This window comes from Aquimarina sp. TRL1 (assembly GCF_013365535.1).
GTDB classification, from domain to species: Bacteria; Bacteroidota; Bacteroidia; order Flavobacteriales; family Flavobacteriaceae; genus Aquimarina; species Aquimarina hainanensis.
In genome coordinates, this window is the sequence record NZ_CP053590.1 from 2,199,011 (window position 1) to 2,215,577 (window position 16,567).

Here is a 16,567-nt window from a genome sequence, read left to right on the forward strand (position 1 = left end):
GGGCCTTAGTTTATTATTTTTACTTCCTGACCGTTCTTAACACTTCTGGCTCCTTCCTTTATAATAGAATTTCCAGCAGTGATTCCTTCAAGGATTTCGATGTAATCTCCTTCTGTTTTTCCTGTTTTAATGATTACCTTTTGAGCAATGGCAATGTTCTCTGCATTTTTTTCAGAGGTAACATAGGTGTACTGATCTCCATCTGCATTTTCCGAAATAATGCTTTGCGGAATTAGGATTGCTTTCGGATTCGTATAATCATTAATTTTTACTTTGGCAGTAAGGTTTGGTTTGATTAATCCATCTTTATTAGGTACTTCTACTTCTATCGAGAAGGATCTGTTACTCGGGTTAATATAGTTTCCTACTTGTCGTATCTTAGTATTGATTGTCTGTCCGGTTACCGGGAAGTATACCTGTACATCTTTTCCCTTGGTGATATTGGTGATATGAGACTCAGGTACTTCTGTTTCGATATACATGTTTTTTAGATTTACAATACGTAGTACAGCAGTTTGTCCAGGAACGGCAACACTTCCCTGTTCTGTAATCACATCGTCTACAATCCCAGAAAAAGGCGCATTAATCGTAGTTTTGGCTAACATTCTCTTGATTTGATTTACAGCATTTTGTTGTGATTCATAAGTAGCTTTGGCTTGCAGATACTGTATTTCCGAACCAATTTTCTGATCCCATAATCTTTTTTGACGATCATAGGTAGTTTTTGCTAATTGCGATTGCACTTCTGCTTGGGCTAATTGCTGTCCTAACCCTCCGTCATCAATTCTGGCCAGTACCTGACCTTTGCTTACCCATTGTCCTTCTTTAACATAAATACGTGTCAATGTACCAGAAGTTTCGGGATACAGTACAATGTTTTGCTTGGTTTCTACATGACCTTGTAACTCCAGGTAATGATTAAACAAAGTGTCTTTTGCAGTTATAGTGGTAACCAATGGTACTTTTTTAGAGGTATCTAGTTTGGAAATTGCCTCATCTAGTTTTTTTAATTTTTCATTGATTGCTAATTGCTCAGCGGTAATTTCTTTTCTCTTCTCTCGGATAGCATCGAGATTACCTCCTTCTATGACGGAATCAATTGATTTATTTCCTTTTTGTCCACAAGAAAGAATCAGTAAGAATACAGTTGATAATGTTAATATCTTTTTCATGTGTTGTATGTTATTGGTTAGGGATGTTTAATATGATTTCTAATGCAGCTCTTTTATTAATAATATCTAACATGGCTTGTAGTACTTCTTGCTGGGAAGAGTATAGCTGCAATTGTGCTTGCCTGAATTCAAAGCTGGTTGCCAGTCCTTCAGAATATTTAATTTGATTTTTCTTTTCGATCCTTTCTGCCAGAGTTAGGTTCTTTTTTGATGTTTCGTAATTTTCGATAGCAAATTGATAATCACTTTTTGCCCGGTTGAGTTCCAGGTTAATTTTTTGCTGAGTTTCGAGAAACTCTGTGTTGGCTTGATCTAGAGCAATTCGCGCCTGCTGGGTCTTAGCACTTCTTCCTAATGAACTAAAAATAGGAATGTTAATTCCTACTCCCAGAATGGAGGACTGAAACCACCTGGTATCACTGTCAAAAAATACAAATTCATTATCGTAGGCAATGGTCCCGTAGTTAACAAAAGCATTAATAGAAGGTAAGGCTCTACTCTTTTCTAACTTTAGCTCCAGGTGTCTTTGCTCCGTAAATGTATAAGCGATTTTATAATCTATATTGTTTTCTATGTTGAATGCCTGTTTTGTGAAATTGATATCGATATTCTGCATTACTAGACTTTCTAAATCGTCAGTTAGCGTAACATTAGAATTGATATCTATTCCCAGAGATAAATTGAGCATTTCCAAAGCGATTTTAGCCAGACGATCTGCATTACTTAACTGATTTGTGATCTGAGCCAAGGTAATTTGTAATTGCTCAACATCTTCTTCTTCTGCCAGACCGTTTTCAAAAATTTTCAAGGTCTCATGAAGGTTTTTTTCAAGCGCTTCTTTATTGTTTTTTAGTATTAACACACTTTCGTTAGCTAATAAAACACTGCCATACGCATTTATAACTCCTTTTCTGATTTCTAGTTTTGCTTTTTCTTCCAGATTGTGCGTGTAATTTAGAAATGTTTTAGCAGCCTGAAGACCTACTAGATATGAACCATCAAAGATTAATTGAGATAAGGTGGCTGTTAATCCTAATTGTTGTTCTGTACCAAATACTACAGGAACAAAGGTTCCGGGTTCCCCACCTACTACTTCCCCGGGTAGTAAGCTTACGGGTTGTTTTAACCGATTTTGATAATCTACATTTGCATTGATCTGTGGCAGACCGGTTGCCGTTGTTTCCCATTTCTTTTTTATCGCTTTCGCAACCTCTCTTCTGGCATTGATAGACTGATAGTTGTTTTCCAAAGCATATTCTATAGCTTCATCCAAGGTAAAAGAGTATGAAGATCCGGTGGTTGATGGCTGTGCTGATAGCATCAGTGTAAATAACCAACCGAAACCTAATAACCATAGAGTGTTTTTCATTTTTGTTGATCTTTTATGAGATTGTTTAATATTTCTAATCCTTTTTTAGAGGCGATCCCTCTGATGTGGTATTCCAAATAATTTTCCATTAATTCAGGAATGCTAAATATTTCCGTAGGAAACATATGCTGATCCTTAATTCCAATAACACAAGTGAAGTATAGCCTGGATATTATTTCAGGGTCGATATTACTTCTGTATACCCCTTTTTCTATCCCTCTTGTAATATTCTCAGCTACACAATCCTTTGTGACATCGAATTGTTTTGATTTTAATTGCGTATATAGTTTAGGGTAATATTTCTGTAATTGATATTGTGGGGAGGTCTTTTCATTTTTTAGATGTTGCATGATAAAACTTTTGATATGATATAACTCTTCAATCGGTTCGTGATTTTCTTCTATAATCGAGTCTATACCAGCGCAAATCTGATCAAAAATATAGCTAGTGGTAGCTTCTACTAATTTTGTTTTGTTGGGAAAATGGGCGTAAATGGTTTTTTTAGAAATTCCCATTTCTGATGCCAGATCATCCATGGTAACACTTTTAAAACCAAAATTCAGAAACAATTCTTTTGCTACTTCTATAATTTTTTCTTTCATCCGTATTGTTAATGTTATAAGGGGGGTAGCAGGAGTATTAGTTAAAGATTTTCATTGTTTTTTAGTGGTTGATATTTTTTATGTGTATTCACTCAGTAATAAGTATCGTAATGCTGCATGGAAGTTTACGCTCTCTTTTGAGTAATTCAATACAGTTGCAAATGTAGGTGAGGAAACTTTAAAAACATAAAAAGTTTCCTAAGTTTTACATTTTTTTAACATCAGCTAATTTTGATATCGGATAGGAGTCTTGAAAATTACAAAAAGAAAGAAGCTGTGTTTTTTTGAAAAGTTTAATTTACTTTAGCGCAAAAATTATAGACAGTGCATACTATTTCTGAATATCAAGAATATTTTCTAGCCTATTTAACAAAGAATCAAATAAACAAAGAGCCTAAAAGTCTTTATGAACCAATATCTTATATTCTGAATCTTGGAGGGAAGCGATTACGACCTGTATTAGTATTGATGACGGCAGAAATGTTTGGAGGATCTTACAAAGAAGCATTAGACGCAGCCCTGGCTATAGAAGTATTTCATAATTTTTCATTAGTGCATGATGACATTATGGATGATGCTCCGCTGAGAAGAGGAAAAGAAACTGTACATGAAAAATGGGATGTGAATACAGGGATTCTATCAGGAGATGCTATGTTGATCAATGCATATCAGTTATTTGAAAACTATGAAGGAGAGACCTTTAAGGCATTGGCGAAGTTATTTACTAAGACAGCTATCGAAGTATGTGAAGGGCAACAGTACGATGTAGATTTTGAGACAAGAGATGATGTAACGATTCCGGAATATATCAAAATGATAGAATATAAAACAGCGGTGTTGGTTGGAGCTGCGATGCAAATGGGGGCTGTAGTAGTGGGAGCTTCTTCAGAGCAGCAATATGCTGTCTATGATTTTGGAAGATTGTTAGGGTTGGCTTTTCAGTTGCAGGATGACTTTTTGGATGCCTTTGGAGATCCGAAGACATTTGGAAAACAGCTGGGTGGGGATATTATAGAGAATAAAAAAACCTTTTTGTATCTCAAGGCAATAGAGCATGCTACCGCTGATGAGAAGAAACAATTGGAAGGATTGTTCTCGTTACATCCACAAGACGCAACAGAAAAGGTGGCAATGGTAAAAAACCTTTTCGAAAGTACAGGAGCAAAAGAAAGGACAAGAGAAGAAATAAAGAAGTATACAGAGAAGGCTTTTTGCGTACTTGATGAGTTGGATCTGTCAGAAGAAGGAAAGGTTATGTTACGAGCTTTTGGAGAAAATTTAATGAATAGAAATGTCTGAAAACGCTCACTTAATTGCAATTACTGATGTCTTTTCCGAAGCAGAAAAGCTACAGTTATTTGCAAAATTAGTTACGCAATGTCAAAAAGATATTTTTAGAGCAGGAATTGACTATGAGATTCCTGAACAGCTGAATCCAGAACAATTCTTTGGGGTGATTAAGGAATTGTTGCGGGATTTAATGAATTATGATTTTTCTTCCTTCTTGAACTTATTATACGCAGTAGATGTATCCGAGAAAAAGATTAAAGCCTTTTCCTCGATTGTAGTAGATGATATAGCAGTGTATGCTTCCTTTTTATTAATAGAAAGAGAGTGGCAAAAAATACGAGGAATGTATTACCTGAATAAGTAAATTTATCTATTTTGTTTGATAGCTACAGATCCAAAATCTTTATCCGTAGTTATAATGTATTTTTTTCCAGATTTTACATTCATTACTTTCCATTCATATCCAGAAGGTGTTTCTTTTATTTCTGATCTGGCGATTGAATTCATCGGACTTCCCGAGTATTGCTCTGTTATTTGATTTACTTTTTGATCAAACTTTTTGAGAGGGTTTTCTTCTGTGTCTGGAGCCTGGGTGGTATTTTCTGTTGTTGCAGCTGTAGTAGTTGCAGTTTTTTTACTTGTACACGAAATTAATAATGTTGTACATATACATGGAATAAGAAATAATCGTTTCATCTTTATTGCCGAATTTATTTTTATACAAATTACGGTTTAACAGTTTTGTTTATAGGGTTTTGTTGTAAATTCAATATGAAATTACCGACAAAATAATCTTTTCCCCGATAAATGGTCAATTAAAGATGTGTAGAGGTTAAAAATAGACATTGACAAAAGGAATAAAGGCGGTGCTGTAGATACTTTTATCTTCATTGTATAATACATCATATCGCATGCCGATACTAAGTCCATTTATTCGATATCCGGCACCTAAGAATAAAGCAGGATACCAATAGTCTTCTTTTATATTTCCTCCGTCCAGTTCCAATTCTTTACTTACTCCGGTATATTCAAATTCTGAAGAAATCTGAAGTTCTTTTAAAGGGTAAAAAAGCGAAATCAGGCTAATACCATAATTAGTTGCTTTAAAATTTCGTGCATTTGTATAACCAAAATTAATTCCGGTTCCCAGACTAACATACGGATTTACATCATATACGGCAGAGGGAGCTATGATAGCACTAAACGAATCATTCGGAAAATCAATTCCAATTTGCCCTCCGAAGCGTACTTTGGACCAAAAAGATTTTTCTTGAGCGTAATTTTTATGAAAAGACAGTGTTATTGTTAAAATCAGCGTTAGGATTGAGATTTTTTTGAGAGTAATCATATTCATTGTTAAATTTCTAAAAAATTACTAGATAAATATAAATAATTCAATACTCAATATAGTGTAATTGTTGTACTTTTGTCATGTTTTCTATAAAAAAGAAGAGTTGAATAGTTACATATGGATAAATATTCATTTTTAAATGCGGCTCATACCGCATTTTTTGCAGATTTGTATGATCAGTATATACAAAGCCCCGATAGCGTAGAGCCAAGTTGGCGTAGTTTTTTTCAGGGATTCGATTTTGGGCTAGAAAGTGCTAATGGCTCAGGAGAAACCATTTTCGTAGAAAAGGATTCGGGTGAGACCGTTGCCGTTCCCGAAAGTGTACAAAAAGAATTTCAGGTAGTACGATTAATAGATGGCTATAGAACGAGAGGGCATTTATTTACCAAAACAAACCCCGTAAGAGACAGGAGAAAGTATACACCTACTTTATCGCTAGAGAATTTTGGACTCAGCCATAGCGATCTTAATACTGTATTTAATGCAGGAGAGATCATCGGGATCGGTCCCAATACCTTAAGCAACATTATTGTTCATTTAGAGAATATATATTGTGACTCTGTAGGAATAGAGTACATGTATATTCGTAATCCTAAAGAAAGAGAATGGATTCAGGATCGGGTGAACTTTAATACCAACAGGACAAAGTTTTCTGTAGATCAGAAAAAAAGAATCCTTAAGAAATTGAATGAAGCTGTTTCTTTTGAAACATTTTTACATACGAAATACGTAGGACAAAAGCGATTTTCATTAGAAGGAGGAGAATCTTTGATCCCGGCACTGGATGCCTTGGTAGAAAAAGCTGCCGATTACGGTGTCAAAGAATTTGTGATGGGAATGGCGCACAGAGGTCGCCTGAATACATTGACTAATATTTTCGGAAAACGTGCTAAAGATATCTTTAGTGAGTTTGATGGAAAAGATTATGAGGAAGATATCTTTGATGGGGATGTAAAGTACCATTTGGGATGGACAGTAAAGCGAAAAAGTACCTCCGGAAAAGCAATTAATATGAATATTGCTCCGAATCCTTCTCACTTAGAGACAGTTGGTGCAGTAGTAGAGGGGATAACAAGAGCAAAACAAGATAAACATTATAGTGATAATATCTCACAGGTGCTCCCTATTGTAGTACATGGAGATGCTGCTATTGCAGGGCAGGGACTGGTTTATGAGATTGTGCAGATGGCGCAATTAGATGGATATAAAACTGGAGGAACCATTCATGTGGTGGTTAATAATCAAATAGGATTTACGACAAACTACTTGGATGCAAGATCGTCTACCTATTGTACAGATGTAGCCAAAATAACATTGTCTCCGGTAATGCATGTTAATGCAGATGATGCAGAAGCAGTAGTACATGCGATGAATTTTGCGTTAGATTTTAGGATGACTTTTGGAAGAGACGTCTTTATCGATCTTCTGGGGTATCGAAAATATGGACATAATGAAGGAGATGAACCTCGTTTTACACAACCCAAACTGTATAAAGCCATTGCAAAGCATAAAAACCCTAGAGATATTTATGCAGAAAAGCTAATCAAAGAGGGAGTGATTGAGGGAGATCACGTGAAACAACTGGAAAAAGAATATAAAGCTTCTCTGGAAGAAGAATTAGAAGATTCTAGAAAGCAGGAGAAAACGATTATTACTCCATTTATGCAAGATGAATGGGCTGGTTTTGATAGAGTTCAGGAAGATAGAATGATGGAAGTAGTAGATACTTCTTTTTCAAAAGAAGGTCTTACCGAAATTGCAGAAGTTATAACTAGATTACCAGAGGATAAAAAGTTCTTGAGAAAGATAGAGCGTTTGATTAAGCAGCGACATGATATGTTCTTTGAAAAAGATCAATTAGATTGGGCAATGGGAGAACTGTTAGCTTATGGGTCTTTATTGAAAGAAGGATATGATGTTCGTATGTCAGGGCAAGATGTGGAAAGAGGAACGTTCTCTCATAGGCACGCTGTTGTAAAAGTGGAAGATAGTGAAGAAGAGGTGTTGTTGTTAAATCACCTCAAAGGGGATCAGGGAGATTTCTATATTTATAATTCATTATTATCAGAGTATGGAGTGTTGGGATTTGACTATGGATATGCAATGGCAAGTCCTAAGACACTAGCGATCTGGGAAGCGCAATTTGGAGACTTTAGTAATGGAGCGCAAATCATGATTGATCAATATATCTCTTCTGCAGAAGATAAATGGAAGATGCAGAATGGACTGGTCATGTTATTGCCTCATGGATACGAAGGGCAAGGAGCAGAGCATTCATCAGCACGTATGGAACGCTACCTGCAACTATGTGCCAAGGATAATATGTTTGTGGCAGATGTAACCACTCCTGCAAATATGTTCCATTTATTACGTAGGCAAATGAAAGCTGGATATCGTAAGCCATTGGTGGTTTTTACTCCTAAAAGTTTATTGAGACATCCTAAGGTAGTATCATCTGTAGATGAATTTGCTAATGGAGCTTTTCAGCCATTGATTGATGATGCAGATGCAAAAGCAGATAAAGTAACTACATTAGTCTTCTGTACAGGTAAGTTTTATTATGACCTGTTAGAAAGAAAAGAAGAACAGGGTAGAGAAGATGTTGCGCTGGTTAGAATAGAACAATTATTCCCCCTTCCAACACAGGAAATGGATGCTGTATTAGATAAGTATCAGGCAGAAGATGTTGTTTGGGCTCAGGAAGAACCTAGAAATATGGGTGCATTAGGTCATATTTTACTGGATTACGATAAAGCAAAAAGTTTTAGATTTGCAAGTCGACGTCCATATGGAGCTCCAGCAGCAGGAAGTGCTACCCGATCTAAAAGGAGACATGGGGAAGTTATTGATTTTGTTTTTGATAAAACGAAAGATAATCAGAAGCGAAAAAAGAAATAGTTAATAAAAACAAACACATTTCTGTAAAATAAAATAAGGAAACATATTTGCAGGAATACTTTAAAGGATAAATTCAGAATTATGGCTTTAGAAATGAAAGTCCCTTCACCGGGAGAGTCCATTACAGAGGTTGAAATCGCTCAATGGCTTGTAGAAGACGGTGATTATGTTGAAAAAGACCAGGCAATTGCTGAGGTTGATAGTGACAAGGCAACATTGGAATTGCCAGCAGAAGCAAGTGGAATTATTACTTTGAAAGCAGAAGAGGGTGACGCTGTTGCAGTTGGTCAGGTAGTATGTCTGATCGATACGGATGCAGCAAAACCTGAAGGGACGACAACCGCTGCCGTACAAGAAGAAACCCCTAAAAAGGAAGAGAAAAAGCAGGAAGCCCCTGCTAAACCAGCTGCTACATACGCTACAGGAACTGCTTCTCCTGCAGCAAAGAAAGTGTTGGCAGAAAAAGGAATTGATGCCTCTCAGGTAGCAGGTACCGGTAGAGATGGTAGAGTGACCAAAGCAGATGCAGTAAATGCAAAACCTTCTATGGGGACTCCTGGAACCGGAGCTCGTGGAGAAGAACGTAAAAAGCTATCAATGCTTCGTCGTAAAGTAGCACAACGTTTGGTTTCTGTAAAGAATGAAACGGCTATGTTGACTACATTTAATGAAGTGGATATGCAGCCTATTTTTGATCTGAGAAAAGAATATAAAGAGGCTTTTAAAGCAAAGCATGGAGTGAGTTTAGGATTTATGTCTTTCTTTACTCTGGCATGTGTAAGAGCGCTTAAAATGTATCCTGCTGTAAATGCAATGATCGATGGAGATTATATGGTGTCATATGATTTTCAGGATATCAGTATCGCTGTATCTGGACCAAAAGGACTGATGGTTCCTGTAATTAGAAATGCAGAAAATCTTAGTTTTAGAGGAGTAGAATCTGAGGTGAAAAGACTGGCTTTGAGAGCTAGAGATGGACAGATTACAGTTGATGAGATGACAGGAGGAACATTTACTATTACCAATGGAGGAGTTTTTGGAAGTATGCTTTCTACTCCTATTATTAACCCTCCTCAAAGTGCTATTTTGGGAATGCACAATATTGTAGAAAGACCTATCGTTCGTGATGGTCAGATTGTTGTAGCACCTATTATGTATGTGGCACTGTCGTATGATCATAGAATCATTGACGGAAAAGAATCTGTTGGATTCTTGGTCGCTGTAAAAGAAGCGTTGGAAAACCCGGTAGAATTATTAATGGACAATGCTGTTACCAAGGCATTGGAATTGTAATTAGGGAGAAGATATATACAATTAAAAAAAACCTTGATCTAGCAGATCAAGGTTTTTTTTTGTCTAAAAACTTAAAGAACCATTTCGCGATATGGAAGAATGGTTTGGTAGCCTTTTTCTTTAAAATAATTCATATCATCAGATGTTCCTGTCACTAAGATAAAATCTCCACCCCAACCTCCGAGGCTTTTAATACTGCCTTTGTAATCGTGAAATAGCTGTTCTTTTACGGTAGGAGTTTTGATTAAACTGGAGATTGTCTGTTCATGAGAGTCGATTAACTCCTGAAAATGCGGAAGAGTATTACAGGTTTCAAAATTAGCTGTAATTGTATTTATTTTTTCTTTAAACTTAGTGATTTCTGTAATTGATAAAGAACGATAATGTTTTATAGAATCTTTGCTGTTTTGTTTTTGATTTAGGTGAACAAAAAATAAAGATTCTTGGAATTCAGGGTTAAAAACAGCACTTGTTATAACAGGTTTGTTATTGTTTCTGTTAAAGAAAATAGGAATATCATGTTGTGCACAGGCAATATCATACCCGCTACCTCCAAAACTCTGATACAATAAATCAAAAGCATTAATTCCTGCCCATTGGGCAATGTTGTTAATTAATGTGGAGGAGGAACCAAGTCCCCAGTTTCTTTCGAACTCCAGATGTGTTGTTACTGTATATCCTTGTGCAGTCGATAAAAATAGAGGGTTTAATTGATTGGCAGTTTGTAAAATGCTAAGTAACGTTTTTTGTTCGTTAGAGCTGATTTTTTCTTTATCGATAGAAGCAATGCCCGTTTCTGTAAGTTCAAAAACCGTTTCAAACCATATATTGTCTGAAGAATCAAAGCTTTTCCAGTTAATAAAGCTGTTCTCTGTATTGATTACAGTCATTGATTGTCCTTTTTTGGTGGGGATAGCTAGTGCGGTTGCATTATCTAATACCAGGTATTCTCCAGTGAGTAAAAGTTTTCCGTGACTGTAAAATGACTGTGTCAATTGTGTGTTTTTTAGGTTTGAGGATTGCGTATTTTTTGTAATTGAGCAACTACTTCGCTATGTGTAACTGTATTTGTAGAAAAATAGGAAGCAAGAAGCTCTTTTTCCTTAGTTGAAGCATCAAACTGATTAAGAATGTTCATAAGGTGCATTTTCATATGTCCTTGTTGAATTCCGGTGGTGATCAGGGAGTTGATAGCAGCAAAATTTTGTGCCAATCCGGCAACAGCTGTAATTTGCATTAATTCCGAAGCATTTGGGTTCCCTAGTAGCTGCATCGCTAATTTTACTAAAGGATGAAGAGAAGTAAGTCCTCCTACAGTTCCTAAAGCTAAAGGAATTTCTATGCTAAATAAAAAGGTGTTTTCTGTGACAGATGCACTTGTCAGGCTGGTGTATCTTCCGTTTCGCGCTGCATAAGCATGAGCTCCTGCTTCTATAGCTCTAAAGTCATTACCTGTTGCCAAAACCACTGCATCAATCCCGTTCATAATTCCTTTGTTATGAGTTACGGCTCTGTAAGGTTCTATTTGGGCTATTTTTACTGCCTGAACAAATTTATGTGCATACTGTTCAGAAGAAAGTTCTTTTGTTTTAGGAAGTTCCTCTATAGAGCATGAAACACTTGCGCGAACAATACATTCTGGTACATAGTTGGAGAGAATACTCATGATGATCTCTATGTTCTTTTCTTTTTCAGAAAACACAGGGAATTGTAAAGCTTCTTTTTGAAGAGTACTGGCTAATTGCTCCAGACAAGAGTTTATGAAATTAGCTCCCATGGCATCAACTGTTTCGAATGTGCAATGTAGCTGATAGTAATGATCAATCTCTGCTGTTTTGTCTCGAAGTTCTATACAAGTTATTCCACCACCTCTTTTTTGCATGTTTTTAGTGATGTGTTCTGTAGAAGCTAGCAGTCGCTCTTTGATTTGCTCGAAAAATGAGGTGAGTTTCTCAGTTTCTCCAAAGAAGTTAAAGTGTACCTGACCTACTTTAGAAACCGATAAGACTTCTGCTGTGAATCCTCCTCTGTTCTGCCAGAACTTGGCGGCTTTACTTGCAGCGGCAACAACGGAACTCTCCTCTATGGTCATAGGGATGGTATAATGTTTGTTGTTGATCGTGAAATTAGGGGCTACCGAAAATGGGAGGTAGTAATTAGATATAGTGTTCTCAGTGAACTCATCGTGTAACTGTTGTAATTTTTCGTCAGAATTCCAATATCTTTTGATAATAGAGATAGCATCAGTGTTATTGTTGAAATGATGCTGTGCCAGCCATTGAATTTTATCAGATTTAGAAAGCTTGGAAAAGCCAGAAACTATTGGTGCCATTTTTTGTTTTGTAATAAAGCGTCAAAGATAGCATTCTGTTTTGTGTTTTTTAGAGGAAGCGATGATAAAGCGTAGGATATGCTAAAAATTACTTACTAAGAAAAGGTATAATGGGGATCGTTTTCTAATAATATGTTAAAAATAGAGGGTGTAATACCCGCTTTTTTGTTGGAATTTCCGTCAATTGTTGTATTTTTCACAGATTTTTTAATTTTTGATACTAATAAATTTAAATACATAATATGAAATTGAAACGATTACTATTTTGTGTGACTTTATTTATAGGAGTTTTTTCCTATGCACAACAAAAAGTTTTTACGTTAGAAGAGATATGGAGAGGTGCTTTTAGAACAGAAGGGTTGCAGTCATTGTATTCCATGAAGAACGGAAAACAATATTCTGTTCTAGAGATGGACAGATCAAATCGAACTACTTCTATAGAAATATATGATTATGCAACAGGGAAGAAAGCAAAGACATTATTGAACTCTGCAGCGATTAAAAATCTTCAAGCTTTTCAGGGATATTCTTTTAGTTCAGATGAGAAACAAATTCTGCTTTCGAGTGAAGTGGCTCAGATTTTTCGCCATTCCAGAAGAGGAATCTATCATGTGTACAATACGGAAACCAAAGCGCTGACAAAAGTAAGTGATAAAAAAATACAGGAGCCGACTTTCTCTCCAAATGGAGAAAAAATAGCATATGTCTTTGATAACAATATTTATGTTTTTGATATAGCTTCTCAAAAGACAGTACAATTAACAAACGACGGGAAAAAGAATGAAATTATAAATGGAGTGACAGATTGGGTATATGAAGAAGAGTTTGCTTTTGTACGCGCCTTTGATTGGAGTGCAGATAGTAAGAAAGTTGCTTACATTCGTTTTGATGAAAAAGAGGTGCCTGAGTTTTCTATGGATGTATACGGGAGTCAATTATATCAAAGGCAGGAAGTATTTAAGTACCCAAAAGCCGGAGAGAAAAATGCAAAGGTATCGCTGTTCATTTATAATTTAGAGAAACAGCAATCAGCCCCGATTAAATTAGGCACTTATAAAGACTTCTATATTCCAAGAATAAAATGGTCTGCAAATCCAGATGTTTTGAGTGTTCAGGTAATGAACAGACACCAAAACAATCTGGATTTAATTTTTGTAAATGCTTCTGATAACACATCTCGTGTAGTTTTGAATGAAAAAGATGAAGCCTATATCGATATAACTGATAATCTTACTTTCTTGGACGATAATAGCTTTATCTGGACCAGTGAAAAAGATGGATATAATCATATTTATCACTATAATGATAAAGGAGGATTGATTAATCAGGTTACTGCTGGGAACTGGGAGGTAACAGCCTATTACGGATACGATAATAAAAACAAAACGATATTCTATCAGAGTGTAGAGAACGGAAGTATCAATAGAGATATTTATTCAGTAAAATTAAACGGGAAATCTAAAAAACGCTTGAGTAGTAAAGAAGGAACAAATCGTGCAGATTTTAGTGCTGACTTCACCTATTTTATCAATTCTTTTTCGAGTAGTACGACGCCTCCTGAGTATAGCTTAATAGCCTCCTCTAGTGGAAAAGTCGTTCGAGCGCTAAAAAATAATAAAAGATTGACAGAAGAATTAGCTACATATGATTTTAGACCAAAAGAATTTTCTACGCTAAGTGTTAATGGAGAATCTCTTAATATGTGGATGATTAAGCCTAGAGATTTTGATCCGGCAAAACAATATCCATTATTAATGTATCAATACTCAGGACCAGGATCTCAATCAGTAGCTAATAGGTGGTATGGAGCCAATGACTATTGGTATATGATGTTAGCACAACAGGGATATATTGTGGTTTGCGTTGATGGAAGAGGAACAGGTTTTAAAGGAGCGAAATTTAAAAAAGTGACACAGAATGACCTGGGGAATTTAGAAGTGCAGGATCAGATTGCAGCAGCAAAGCAGTTGGGCGCATTGGATTATATAGATGCTAATAGAATAGGTATTTGGGGATGGAGTTATGGAGGGTTTATGTCTAGTAACTGTTTGTTCAAAGGAGCAGATACCTTCGCAATGGCAATTGCTGTTGCTCCGGTGACTAATTGGAGATTCTATGATACGATTTATACCGAAAGATATTTGACAACACCACAAGAGAATGCCGCAGGATATGATAAAAATTCACCAGTTAATTATGTAGATGGATTAAAAGGGAAATATCTATTGGTACATGGAACAGCAGATGATAATGTACATGTACAGAATGCAATGGTGTTGATCGAAGCCTTAGTGCAGGCGAATAAAGATTTCGAATGGGCAATTTACCCAGATAAGAATCACGGTATTTACGGAGGAAATACAAGACTACATTTATATAACAAAATGACTAATTTTATTAAAAAGAACCTATAATAAATAAACATAATGGCAGATACAGTTAAAGCAGCTCATCAAAAAGAGCTATTTGGGCATCCGGTAGGATTGTTCGTACTATTCTTTACGGAAATGTGGGAACGATTCTCTTACTATGGAATGAGAGGACTTCTAGTGTTGTACATTGCAACTTCGGCTACGGCGAATGATCCGGGACTGGGTTGGACGACAAAAGATGCACTGTGGTTGTATGGGTGGTATACCATGTTAGTATACGTGATGTCTATTCCAGGTGGAATTATAGCAGATAAATGGCTGGGGCAGAAAAAAACGGTGATGCTGGGAGGATTGTTGTTGTGTTTAGGACATGGGGTATTAGCGATTCCGACAAGTACCGCTTTCTTTGGAGGACTGGCTTTGGTAATTCTTGGTGTAGGGTGCTTGAAACCCAATATTTCTACGATGGTAGGAGGATTGTATAAAGAAGGAGATATTCGAAGAGATAAAGGATTTACGCTTTTTTATATAGGGATTAACCTTGGAGCCTTTTTAGCCGGGATTATTGTAGGAATTGTAGCGGCAAAATACGGTTGGCACTGGGGATTCGGTTTAGCAGGAATCGGAATGGTTCTGGGACAAATCGTATACATGTGGGGACAGAAATATTTAGTAGGAGTAGGTGATTTTATTGGAGCAAAAGAATCTGTAAATAAAGAAGCAGCAAAAAAACCATTGACCAAAATAGAAAAAGATCGGGTAATTGTATTATTGATTTCTTTCTTGATTGTAATTGTTTTTTGGGGAGCATTTGAGCAGGCAGGAGGATTGATGAACCTGTATACAGATGTAAAAGTAAATAGAGTTACCGGATTTGGAGGACCAGAATGGTTACAAGAAATACCAGCAGCTGTATTCCAATCGCTAAATGCAGGATATATTATCATTTTTGGAACTGTAATAGCCGGATTTTGGGTATGGTGGCGTAAAAAAGGAAAAGAGTCATCTTCCCTGTTTAAAATGGCAATCGGAACAATCATTATGGGACTAGGTTTTGTATTTATGATGTTTGCTTCTAAAGAAGCTGCTGCAGAGAATTTTGGGAAAGCTGCAATGTTTTGGATTTTTATGGCTTATTTATTCCACACTATTGGAGAGCTATGCGCTTCGCCGGTAGCCTTATCATTTATAACTAAGTTAGCTCCTGTGAAATACGCTTCAATTATGATGGGAATATATTTTGCATGTACCGGGTTTGGAAATAAACTGGCAGGAGCAATTGGGGAATCTTCTCAATTAGAACCATATGAAGGAAAGATGATCGCAAATAAAGAAGTTGTGTATTCTTTTGTAAATAAAGCCGAGTATACCAAAGAAGTAGATGGTAAAGAAATTACTGAAAAAGATTATGCGATTAATCGTGATAAAAACTTTGAAATAAGAGCAGCATTATACCCACAGGGTGATAAAGTAGAATTTGCGGATTATGAGAAAGGAACCTCTTTAAATTCGTTGTTTGTTCTGGGTAACTCAGAAGGACATAATACGAGTTCTCAGCTATTAGCGTACTTAAAAGAAAATAATGTAACAAAAGAAAACCCATATCACGCTAAGTTGTTATTCGAAAAAGATGAAGAAAAGGCTAAAATAGAAGCGAATAAAGGGGATGGAAAAGATTATAGCGTTTCATTTAAAATAGAAGAAGAACAAAATGCGTTAGAGTATAACATATTTACGATAATTACCGTATTTACAGTTGCTTTTGGATTGTTATTGATAGTATTCCTGAAAAAACTAAAGGTATTGACGCATGGGGCAGAAGATAATGAGAGAGATTTGAGAAACGAAGAAGCAGAAGGATTCGAATTAGCTGATAACTAAAATT

General features: G+C 36.1%; 13 protein-coding genes. 6 read left to right on the forward strand and 7 right to left on the reverse strand.

Annotated features, from left to right (window positions below; translation table 11 throughout):
- Positions 1–5 precede the first annotated feature (5 nt).
- From HN014_RS08995 to HN014_RS09005, 3 genes are read right to left on the reverse strand one after another with little or no spacing between them, the layout of a single operon-like run.
- On the reverse strand, positions 6–1,172 hold the full coding sequence (locus HN014_RS08995) for an efflux RND transporter periplasmic adaptor subunit (RefSeq protein ID WP_176028550.1): 1,167 nt from the start codon (positions 1,170–1,172) through the stop codon (positions 6–8).
- A gap of 10 nt (positions 1,173–1,182) precedes the next feature.
- Entirely contained in the window at positions 1,183–2,493 is a 1,311-nt protein-coding gene (locus HN014_RS09000) for a TolC family protein (protein WP_254884138.1), read from the reverse strand.
- Between the two features lie 44 nt (positions 2,494–2,537).
- Positions 2,538–3,143 (reverse strand): TetR/AcrR family transcriptional regulator, encoded by a 606-nt coding sequence (locus HN014_RS09005; protein WP_176028552.1) that lies wholly within the window; start codon positions 3,141–3,143, stop codon positions 2,538–2,540.
- A gap of 324 nt (positions 3,144–3,467) precedes the next feature.
- Here HN014_RS09005 and HN014_RS09010 point away from each other — a divergent pair, with 324 nt between their 5' ends.
- Together HN014_RS09010 and HN014_RS09015 are read left to right on the forward strand one after the other, a co-directional pair.
- On the forward strand, positions 3,468–4,442 hold the full coding sequence (locus HN014_RS09010) for a polyprenyl synthetase family protein (protein WP_176028553.1): 975 nt from the start codon (positions 3,468–3,470) through the stop codon (positions 4,440–4,442).
- Positions 4,435–4,797, forward strand: coding sequence for a hypothetical protein (locus HN014_RS09015; RefSeq protein ID WP_176028554.1), 363 nt, complete (start codon positions 4,435–4,437; stop codon positions 4,795–4,797). The genes HN014_RS09010 and HN014_RS09015 overlap by 8 nt, the downstream gene beginning before the upstream one ends.
- A gap of 2 nt (positions 4,798–4,799) precedes the next feature.
- Here HN014_RS09015 and HN014_RS09020 read toward each other — a convergent pair whose 3' ends face one another.
- Together HN014_RS09020 and HN014_RS09025 are read right to left on the reverse strand one after the other, a co-directional pair.
- Positions 4,800–5,129: a hypothetical protein gene (locus HN014_RS09020; RefSeq protein WP_176028555.1), complete on the reverse strand. Its 330-nt coding sequence runs from the start codon at positions 5,127–5,129 to the stop codon at positions 4,800–4,802.
- Positions 5,130–5,265: 136 nt separating this feature from the next.
- Positions 5,266–5,787 carry a hypothetical protein gene (locus HN014_RS09025; RefSeq protein ID WP_254884120.1) on the reverse strand — a complete coding sequence of 174 codons (522 nt, stop codon included), beginning with the start codon at positions 5,785–5,787 and terminating at the stop codon, positions 5,266–5,268.
- Positions 5,788–5,901: 114 nt separating this feature from the next.
- Between HN014_RS09025 and HN014_RS09030 the strand changes: the two genes are divergently transcribed.
- Positions 5,902–8,685: a 2-oxoglutarate dehydrogenase E1 component gene (locus tag HN014_RS09030; protein WP_176028556.1), complete on the forward strand. Its 2,784-nt coding sequence runs from the start codon at positions 5,902–5,904 to the stop codon at positions 8,683–8,685.
- A gap of 81 nt (positions 8,686–8,766) precedes the next feature.
- Positions 8,767–9,978: a 2-oxoglutarate dehydrogenase complex dihydrolipoyllysine-residue succinyltransferase gene (gene odhB / locus HN014_RS09035; protein ID WP_176028557.1), complete on the forward strand. Its 1,212-nt coding sequence runs from the start codon at positions 8,767–8,769 to the stop codon at positions 9,976–9,978.
- A 71-nt stretch (positions 9,979–10,049) separates the two neighbouring features.
- Here the strand turns inward: odhB and HN014_RS09040 are convergent, their stop codons facing one another.
- Entirely contained in the window at positions 10,050–10,973 is a 924-nt protein-coding gene (locus HN014_RS09040) for a GYDIA family GHMP kinase (protein ID WP_176028558.1), read from the reverse strand.
- Between the two features lie 11 nt (positions 10,974–10,984).
- Entirely contained in the window at positions 10,985–12,310 is a 1,326-nt protein-coding gene (locus HN014_RS09045; RefSeq protein WP_176028559.1) for a hydroxymethylglutaryl-CoA reductase, degradative, read from the reverse strand.
- Positions 12,311–12,552: 242 nt separating this feature from the next.
- Between HN014_RS09045 and HN014_RS09050 the strand changes: the two genes are divergently transcribed.
- Positions 12,553–14,724 carry a S9 family peptidase gene (locus tag HN014_RS09050; RefSeq protein ID WP_176028560.1) on the forward strand — a complete coding sequence of 724 codons (2,172 nt, stop codon included), beginning with the start codon at positions 12,553–12,555 and terminating at the stop codon, positions 14,722–14,724.
- 12 nt (positions 14,725–14,736) lie between these two features.
- On the forward strand, positions 14,737–16,563 hold the full coding sequence (locus HN014_RS09055; RefSeq protein WP_176028561.1) for a peptide MFS transporter: 1,827 nt from the start codon (positions 14,737–14,739) through the stop codon (positions 16,561–16,563).
- Positions 16,564–16,567 lie beyond the last annotated feature (4 nt).